This is a genomic window from Paramesorhizobium leguminum, assembly GCF_003217235.1.
GTDB classification, from domain to species: Bacteria; Pseudomonadota; Alphaproteobacteria; order Rhizobiales; family Rhizobiaceae; genus Paramesorhizobium; species Paramesorhizobium leguminum.
In genome coordinates this window covers 1-9,772 of sequence record NZ_QJTF01000043.1, presented here as the reverse complement: position 1 = coordinate 9,772, position 9,772 = coordinate 1, and the positions used below count along the sequence as shown (strand labels likewise).

Sequence of the window (9,772 nt, the reverse complement as noted above, 5' to 3'; positions counted from 1 at the left end):
CGAGTTCTGTCCCATGCGGCGGAGGCTGGGGCCAAGGTGGTGCTGGTTGGCGATCCGCAGCAGTTGCAGGCTATCGAGGCAGGCGCAGCGTTCCGGTGATGTCGTTGACCTTGGCCGGCGTGACAGCCGCGTAGATCGGCCTTTCAGCGTCGGCATCATAGATGTCGGCATCATAGATAATGTGCAGCTTGGCGCCACAGGCCTGGCTGGAAAAGCGCGCCCAGTGCGATCCCGCGCCGCTCAGCTTCAAGCTCGTTGAATCAATCAGATAGATGGCTTCACCGACCGACCGCCTCAGCCCGCGACCGGCTTCCGCGATCATATGAGCGAACAGCTTGGCAAAGACGGCATCCGGACGAAGCGCATTGGCATCGGCCAAGGTCGAGCGCGACACCGTGCGCCAACCCACATGATAAAGACGCACTGCGTGGCTTTGAAGACCGCCGACAATCTCGCGCAAGCTCTGCGCACCGGCCAACTGCCCGTAAAGCAACGCGATCAACTGGCTCTTCGTCGGCAATCGCCGGACGTGTTTGTCAGCTTGATGCTGGTCCACAAGTCTTTCGAACACGGCCCACGGTATCCGCTTCAACAGATCATGAAAAACGCTATTGTGGTGCCGCACGGTGTTGCTCCTCTGTCGTGTCCGGGATCGTCGCTAAACGCTCGAACACCAGTAGAATCAACACTGTGCGCCTTGTCCATGATTTTTAAACCGGACAGCAGTGGGACAAGCCCGAGAATGACGGCGAGAGGGGCGCTGTTTCAAGCTAATGCTGACAGATTCTAGCGCATGATCTCCGCCGCGGCCGGTTGGCTTGCCGGCTGCGGCGGTTCTATCAGAACTTCCCGATGACGTTCACGAACATACCCTTGTCATCAAGCGTAAGATCGCGCAGATCGTCGGAGAAGATGCCGAAATTGTAGCCCGCGCCGACCTTGAAGGTTTCGCCGACATGGCGATAAACGGCGACGAGCGCGCCATAGTCGGTGGTCTTCGCCTCCGGCATGTGCATCGCCCGGCCCTCGATGAGGGCGTCCCAATTCTTGACCACATGCAAATCGGCACGGAGGATGCCGAGATGCGCGGAGGACGCGTACCAGTCGGAAAATTCCTCGCGGTCGCCGTCCAGCATCCTTTCGCGGACCTGGCCGTAGCGCATGCCGTATTTGCCGCCAATGGAGAGCCATGGCATCAGGTCGTAGGTGACATCCGCTGAAAGGATATGGCTGCGCTGCGCCGGACCATACTCGTCGCCTGTGATGGCGCTGATCTGGTCCTGTCCGGGCAGGTCGTAAACCCAGGCATATTTGAACAGCGCGTTGAGGCGGTCATTATCGACCGGGCGATAGGCATAACCGATGGAAGCATCGACATAATCGCCGTCGGTGAACGAACTCTCCCCGGACGAATCGGATAGCACCGCATCCAGATTGACGAGCAGGCGCCAGTCCTCGCTGGTCTTCCAGCCAAGGCCCGTCGCGAACAGATAGGTGTTGACGTCGCGGCTGTCATCGTCGGAATCCTCGAACCGGGCCTCGCCGCGCATCCGCGCATTGATGCCCCGTTCCTCATCCTTGTAGCCGACCGAGAGTGAAATCGCCTTGCGGTCGAAGTCGGACTTTTCGGAAGTGGTGGAGGTGCCGTCGCTATTCTCGATAATGGTGACGGTGTCGTCTTCGATCGTTCCGGCCTCGAAACCGCCATCGACGGTCCACATCGTATCGGGCGTATAGACGACGCCGTAGGTCTTGGTCAGCGAGGTCCTGCGGCCGAAGATATCGTAATTGTTCTCCGCATAGGTCGACAGCGTTTCATCCAGCTTGCGGCGCATGCCGAGCACGAATGTCCCCTTGTCCGAGCCGTCAAGATCGTAAGAGCGGTCGAGATCGAACGCGCGGTCAGGATCGAGCCGGTAGCCGAAATAGTAATTATCGGCTGCCGTCGGCGAATAGTTGACGGCTGCCAGCCCGCCAAGGCCGGCATTGCCATAGGAAATCTCGCCCTCGAGCCCGATCTTTTCCGTCAGCTGGTATTTCGAGCCAACGCCGAGGCGGTCATTGCGCCTGATGTCGCCATCGCGCGAAAGTGTGCCCTGGCCGAAGACATAATATTCATGATCGGCATCGGGCGCATAAGTGAGCCTGACGCCGGCATCGAGCCGTTCGCCGTCATTGCCGTTCTTGCCGGAAGCAACGGCAATCGGCGAGCGCAGCTCGGTATAGGAAACGCCGAATGAAGCCTTCCAATATTCATCGAGCTGATGGCTGACCGTTCCCTCGCCCTTGCGCTTGGTCCGTCCGCCGGTTTCGCGGTCGTTGACATCGTCGTAGTCACGGCCTTCGCGATAGTCGTCATAGGTGAGTTTGAGATCTGTGTCTTCCGTCAGCTCCAGGTCGGCATGGGTGCCCCAGACGCGTTCATCGACGGTCACCTGCTCGGCGATCGTCGAGAACCCGGCCTGCTTTTCCCCGTAATAACCGCCGATGGTTCCCTTTATCCCGCTCTTGGTGATGTCCTCCAGGTCGATCTGCCCCTTGGTGCGCCAGGCGGTTGCCGCCCGCTCGCGTGTGCCGGTGCTGCGGACGTCGCTTAGCGTCAGGCCGCCATCGGTAGAGCGCGACGTGCCGAAGCCCGGCCCCTTGGAGTGCGAAACTTCTGCCTCAAGGAAGGTCTTTTCCGAATGGCGAATGGTGACATCCGCTCCCACCGCCTGCTGATTGGCATCGCCGGTTGTTTCGTTCATGCCGGTGACGCCGACACGCACTTTTTCATCGAGCCAATGCTGCCCCCGTCCGCCATAGACATAACCGTCCACCTCGCCCGCCGACGGCGTATATTCATACTGGGCGATGAGATAGACCCGGTTGCCGCCGAGCGCGCCTTCACGCACCGCCCCGTTGGTACCGGCGGAGGATGAAAGCGGCCGCTTGAGGATGACCACGCCCTGCAGGTAATCCGCGGTATAGTCCTCGCCATAGACGAGGTTCTTGCGTTCCAGCACCTGGCCGGTCACCTGATCACGCACCTCGATGGTGAGCGTCTCGGACCCGGTGGTGATGTCCTGCCGCTTCAGGAAATAAGCCGAGCCGCCGGTGCCGAGAAACTCGTCGCGCTGCGGCAGCGTGTCGGGCTGAGCGGCATAGAGGTTGGCCTCCGACTTGCGCTCGCCGAACGAGGTCACCGCCTCGGAGCGGTAGACGCCGCTGGCGCCATAGAGCGCCCGGTCGGAATTCATGAATTCCGTGCCGGTGATGGAGGCCTTGTAATTGCCCCACATCACATGGCTGTCGCCGCGCTCCAGCCGGACATAGAATTTGCCGTTGGTCGGCGCGTCCTCGACAATCGTCGAATCGTCGCCATAAACAGGATAATAGGCATCCGGATCGATGCGGCGCAGCAGGCTGCGCGGATCGCGGTCATCGAGGCCGCGGAACATATCCTTGATCTCGCTGTCGCGGGTATCCGCAGCAGCCGTCAGCAGATACTTGCCCTTGATCTTGCCCTTCACATAGAAAGCGAGCCGTCCCTTGGTATAAACCTTGTCATATTCACCCGGACGAACGGTCTCGATATTGTCGTCGCCCATGCGCTTGCCGACGGTCAGATCGGCGAGGCCGACATAGAACCAGTCATTGTCGGGAATGTTGATCTGGCGGCTGAAATCGAGCGCGCTGCCCTTCAGCGAGCCGAGCACCGCGACATCGACATTGTGATCGCCGGGCGGCAGGATGCGCTGCATCACGAAGGACTGGTTGTCGTCGAGCGGCACGATGCCGTCGAGCGCGCGCACTTGATACCCCTCCGGCACGTTGCGGCCAAACACCGTCACCGCGCCGCCATGGACATTGATATTGCGCGAGCCGGTATTGTCCTCGCCCATGCCGGGCGCGGGCGCGTCCGAGACCTTCGTCTCTTCCTTGGGCAATTCCCTGTCGGTGCGGGCGATGGAGCGGGGCAGCGTCTCGTCATAACGGCCATCGCGATCATAGACGCGCAGGATATATTTGAAACGCGTCTTGTCGTTCTCCGTTTCCGGCATCACCCATTCCGCTTCGCCATTGATGGCGACGGGAACGACGCCGACCGGCTCATCCGTCAGCGGCTTGTCAGCCTCGATGATGCGGATCTCCGAGCGCGTAATGAAAGCCGGGTAATTCGAAGTCGCAAGAAAGCGCACAGGCTCGCCGGCTTTATAGGCGCGGCGGATTGGCGTGGTCGAGACATTCAGCATCGGCTTGGCATCGAGCCCGTCGAACTTCACCTGGATATCGACGGCGGCGAGGCCCACATCCGCCTGGCGCTGCTTGTTCGCCGCACCTTTGGCCGGCTCCGCCTTCTTGCCGGATTCGCTAAGCGTCTCGCCATCGACGCTGATCGAGAACGGGATATCCCCGCCCTCGCCTGCGCGTTCCTGCTCGACATTCGGCGCAATCTTCGTCGCCTCGACGGTGCTGCTGTCCAGCGCCTTGCCGCGAAGCCACTCCTCGGCGGATGCGCCGGGAACCGCGATCACGGCCATGGCGCAGCCCGCCAACAGTACGCTGCGCTTTTGCAGAATCACGCGACACAAGGCGGATGAAGTCAAGGTCATGGTTTTCATTGGCCTGCCTCCACGCGGGTTTCGATGGTGAGTTCGTACCGGCCCCGGACCGATTTCCATCGTTTGGCGATGTCCTCCTCGATTGCCCGGATGCGCTGGCGGGCAAGCGCCGCGTCGGCGGCGGCGCCATAGCCGAGGCGCAGGGTCGACGGCTCGCTTTCCAGCGCCTCGATCAGACGATCGAGGCCCTTCTGCCATTGCGTTTTCAGGGTGGTGGTATCAGGCTCGAAGGCCGCATCCGTCAGATCCAGACGGACGACGCGGCCGATAGAAGCGCCGAAGTTCAGCTTCGACATCTTGCCGGCGGTCAGGCGGATGACGCGCGGGTTCTCCGTCGTCAGGCGATAACCGGCGGGCAGCGTGCGCGGATCGAGCTTCATGATGAAGTTCGAGCCGATGCGGTTGTCCGGCAGGTCAGCGCAGGCGACATGGAAGCGCCCATGCTTGTCCGTCGTCACCAGCGAGCCGCGCACCGTGGCGATGCGTACGCCCGGCAGGCCGGGTTCGCCCTTGTCCTGGTACCCGTTGCGATTCACGTCGTCGAACACCTTGCCGACGATGTCGCCGCAATCGAACACCGGCTCGATCATGATCTCGATGTCCGCGCGGGCTTCGGGCGCCAGCGGTTCGCCATCGGGACCGCTGACCACGGCCTTGTTGGTATGCTTGCCCGGGGTGGCCGTGCTCAGCGCCAGCATTTGCAACCGGATTTCCAGCGTGACTTTCGGACCAAGCTCGATGTTGTCGAAACGCACCCGCTGGCCGGTGACAACCGGTGTTACCGCTACAACCTCGGCTGTCGATGGATCATCCACATAGCGGATAGCCGTCGCCGAACCATCCACGTAGCGGAAGCCGGGCGGAATGAAGTCGGTGACGGTAACAAGGCCCGCACTCGTGCTGGAGTGGTTGGTCACCTTGATGGTGAATGGCGCCTTCTGGCCGCGCTTGATCTGGCGTAGCCCCGCCTGCTTGATGATGCTGATGTCCGACGCAGCCGTCACCGGCGGAATCGTGACCTTGGAGGTGGACGTCGTCGAGGGAACCGGGGGGCCGCCATGGATATTACCCTTGGCGGTGGCCGAGTTCGCGATGGCCTCCGTCTGCCCGGCGGAATTGTCGATATCCGCCTGCGTCAACGCATAAGTCGCGGTGAACACCTCTTCGCCATAGGGCTCCAGCGTCACGCTTTCAGGCGTGAAGGCGGAAAGCTTGCCTGTTCCCCGTATGCCGTTGAAGGTCGGGCCGTCATCGACCGGCGAGACACCTTCAATGGTCTGCCCGCCCGTGTTGGTGATGGTGAAGCGATAGATGAGCTCATCACCGGGGCTTGCCTGGCCGTTATTGTCATTGTCCTTGTACTCGCCCTTCTTCACGATCATGAGGCGCGAAAGCTTGACCGGCGGCACGATTTCCGTGTCCGGCTCGCTTTCCAGCGGCGTGCCGGAAGGCGGCGTGCCGCTGGCGGTTGCCGTATTGGAAACGGAACCCGCCTCTATATCCGCTTGGGTGGGCGTATAGCTCGCCGTGAAGGTCGCCTCAGCGCCGGGTGCGAGTGTCGCCACCGATGCCGGGGTGATCACGACCCCAGCCTTTGCCAGCATCGGATCGTTCACCGTGACATTCGTCATCGTCACGGCGCCCGTGTTTTTGGCCACGAAGGCGTAAGCGATCGTTTCGCCGGGATCGATGACGTTGTTGCCGTTTTGGTCGTCAAGCGTGGCCTGCTTGTCGATGGTCAAGCCAGTTCTGTCGTCCCGCGGCACAGTCACTTCGTCCGGCGGACTGGTGACTTCGCCGCCCGATGGCGTCTTACCGGTGCCGGTCGCCGTGTTTTTCACCCGGCCCCCGTCAATATCCGCCTGCACAGCCGTATAGACGGCCGTAAACATCACCTCCGCGCCCGGCGTTAGCGTCTGCGGTCCAGGCGTCACCGTGATGCCCTTCTCGCTAAGCATCGGGTCGTTCACCGTGACGTCCCGCATCGTCACCTGACCGGTGTTCTTGATGACGAAGGTGTAGGTGATCGTCTCGCCCGCATCGACGAACGTGTCGCCGTCCGTGTCGTCGAGCGTGCCGCTCTTCTCGATGGTCAGCCCCGGCTTCAAATCCGGCGGCACAATCTCCGTATCCGGCTCGCTTTCGAGCGGCGGCCCGGAAGGCGGCGTGCCGGTGCCCGTCGCCGTGTTCCTGACCTGGCCCGCATCAATGTCCGCCTGATCAGGCTGATAGATTGCCGTGAAGATAGCGGTGGCACCGGGTGCGACTGTCTGCGGTCCCGGCGTAATCGTGACGCCCTTGGCCTTCAACATCGGGTCGTTGACGGTGACATCCTTCATCGTCACCTTGCCAATGTTCCTTACCGTGAAGGTGTAGGTGATCGTCTCGCCCAGATGGAGTATGTCGTCACCCCCGCTCAGCGTTGCTTTCTTGTCGATGGTCAGGCCTGAGACCACATCGGCGGAGAGCGTCGCGGTCGCCTCCGCGCTCACCGCATCGCCGTTATCGGGTGTCTTGGCCGAGGCGGTGGCGACGTTGTCGATCCGCCCGGCGTCGATATCGGCCTGATCGGGCTGGTAGGTCGCGGTGAAGCTGACCGTCTCGCCCGGCAGCACCGCCGGATACGAGGCCGGGGTCAGCACCATGCCCTTGGCGGCGATCATCGGGTCATTGACCGTCACATCAGACAGCGTCACCTTGCCGGCGTTCTTGACCGTGAAGCTATAGGTCACCGTCTCGCCGAGGCTGTAGAGCGCATCGTCGCCATCAACCGCCGCCGACTTCACCAGCGTCAGCGAGGCCGTCACGTCGGCATTGATCGTCGCCGCCGAAGGCTCGCTGACCGCATCGCCGTTATCGGGCGTCTTGGCCGAGGCGGTGGCGACGTTGTCGATCCGCCCGGCGTCGATGTCGGCCTGGTCGGGCCGGTAGGTCGCGGTGAAGCTGACCGTCTCGCCCGGCAGCACGCTCGGATACGAGGCCGGGGCCAGCACCATGCCCTTGGCGGCGATCATCGGGTCATTGACCGTCACATCAGACAGCGTCACCTTGCCTTCGTTCTTGACCGTGAACGAATAGGTCACCGTCTCGCCGAGGCTGTAGAGCGCATCATCGCCATCCACCGCCGCCGACTTCACCAGCGTCAGCGAGGCCGTCACGTCGGCATTGACGGTCGCCGCCGAAGGCTCGCTGACCGCATCGCCGTTATCGGGCGTCTTGGCCGAGGCGGTGGCGACGTTGTCGATCCGCCCGGCGTCGATGTCGGCCTGGTCGGGCCGGTAGGTCGCGGTGAAGCTGACCGTCTCGCCCGGCAGCACCGCCGGATACGAGGCCGGGGTCAGCACCATGCCCTTGGCGGCGATCATCGGGTCATTGACCGTCACATCAGACAGCGTCACCTTGCCTTCGTTCTTGACCGTGAAGCTATAGGTCACCGTCTCGCCGAGGCTGTAGAGCGCATCGGCGCCATCGACCGCCGCCGACTTCTTGAGCGTCAGCGCCGCCGTCACGTCCGCCTCGACGCTCGCCGCCGAAGGCTCGCTCACCGCATCGCCGTTATCGGGCGTCTTGGCCGAGGCGGTGGCGACGTTGTCGATCCGGCCGGCGTCGATGTCGGCCTGGTCCGGCTGATAGGTCGCGGTGAAGCTGACCGTCTCGCCCGGCAGCACCGCCGGATACGAGGCCGGGGTCAGCACCATGCCCTTGGCGGCGATCATCCGGTCGTTGACCGTCACATCAGACAGCGTCACCTTGCCGGCGTTCTTGACCGTGAAGCTATAGGTCACCGTCTCGCCGAGGCTGTAGAGCGCATCGTCGCCATCAACCGCCGCCGACTTCACCAGCGTCAGCGAGGCCGTCACGTCGGCATTGATCGTCGCCGCCGAAGGCTCGCTGACCGCATCGCCGTTATCGGGCGTCTTGGCCGAGGCGGTGGCGACGTTGTCGATCCGCCCGGCGTCGATATCGGCCTGCACGGGCTGGTAGGTCGCGGTGAAGCTGACCGTCTCGCCCGGCAGCACCGCCGGATACGAGGCCGGGGTCAGCACCATGCCCTTGGCGGCGATCATCGGGTCGTTGACCGTCACATCAGACAGCGTCACCTTGCCTTCGTTCTTCACCGTGAACGAATAGGTCACCGTCTCGCCGAGGCTGTAGAGCGCATCGTCGCCATCCACCGCCGCCGACTTCACCAGCGTCAGCGAGGCCGTCACGTCGGCATTGACGCTCGCCGCCGAAGGCTCGCTGACCGCATCGCCGTTATCGGGCGTCTTGGCCGAGGCGGTGGCGACGTTGTCGATCCGCCCGGCGTCGATGTCGGCCTGGTCGGGCCGGTAGGTCGCGGTGAAGCTGACCGTCTCGCCCGGCAGCACCGCCGGATACGAGGCCGGGGTCAGCACCATGCCCTTGGCGGCGATCATCGGGTCATTGACCGTCACATCAGACAGCGTCACCTTGCCGGCGTTCTTGACCGTGAAGCTATAGGTCACCGTCTCGCCGAGGCTGTAGAGCGCATCATCGCCATCAACCGCCGCCGACTTCACCAGCGTCAGCGAGGCCGTCACGTCGGCATTGACGCTCGCCGCCGAAGGCTCGCTGACCGCATCGCCGTTATCGGGCGTCTTGGCCGAGGCGGTGGCGACGTTGTCGATCCGCCCGGCGTCGATGTCGGCCTGGTCGGGCCGGTAGGTCGCGGTGAAGCTGACCGTCTCGCCCGGCAGCACCGCCGGATACGAGGCCGGGGTCAGCACCATGCCCTTGGCGGCGATCATCGGGTCGTTGACCGTCACATCAGACAGCGTCACCTTGCCGGCGTTCCTGACCGTGAAGCTATAGGTCACCGTCTCGCCGAGGCTGTAGAGCGCATCAGCGCCATCAACCGCCGCCGACTTCTGGAGCGTCAGCGCTGCCGTCACATCGGCATTGATCGTCGCCGCCGAAGGCTCGCTCACCGCATCGCTATTATCGGGCGTCTTGGCGCTCGCCGTGGCGACGTTGTCGATCCGGCCGGCGTCGATATCGGCCTGCACGGGCTGATAGGTCGCGGTGAAGCTGACCGTCTCGCCCGGCAGCACGCTCGGATACGAGGCCGGGGCCAGCACCATGCCCTTGGCGGCGATCATCGGGTCGTTGACCGTCACATCAGACAGCGTCACCTTGCCGGCGTTCTT

General features: G+C 63.0%; 2 protein-coding genes and 2 pseudogenes. 1 reads left to right on the top strand and 3 read right to left on the bottom strand.

Annotated elements, in window-relative coordinates; all coding sequences use genetic code 11:
• Window positions 1-96 (top strand): annotated as a pseudogene (locus tag C7477_RS19560) (AAA family ATPase); the annotation flags it as partial.
• On the opposite strand, the pseudogene C7477_RS18375 reads toward C7477_RS19560, so the two are convergent.
• The 3 genes and pseudogenes from C7477_RS18375 to C7477_RS18365 all read right to left on the bottom strand — a co-directional run.
• A pseudogene (locus C7477_RS18375) lies at window positions 77-625 on the bottom strand (DUF4372 domain-containing protein); the annotation flags it as partial. The pseudogenes C7477_RS19560 and C7477_RS18375 overlap by 20 nt on opposite strands.
• A 214-nt stretch (window positions 626-839) precedes the next feature.
• Window positions 840-4,604: an RHS repeat domain-containing protein gene (locus C7477_RS18370; protein ID WP_110754792.1), complete on the bottom strand. Its 3,765-nt coding sequence runs from the start codon at window positions 4,602-4,604 to the stop codon at window positions 840-842.
• Window positions 4,601-9,772, bottom strand: a 5,172-nt coding sequence (locus C7477_RS18365; protein WP_146226127.1) for a DUF7507 domain-containing protein, incomplete at its 5' end; no start/stop codon positions are given. The genes C7477_RS18370 and C7477_RS18365, both read right to left, overlap by 4 nt.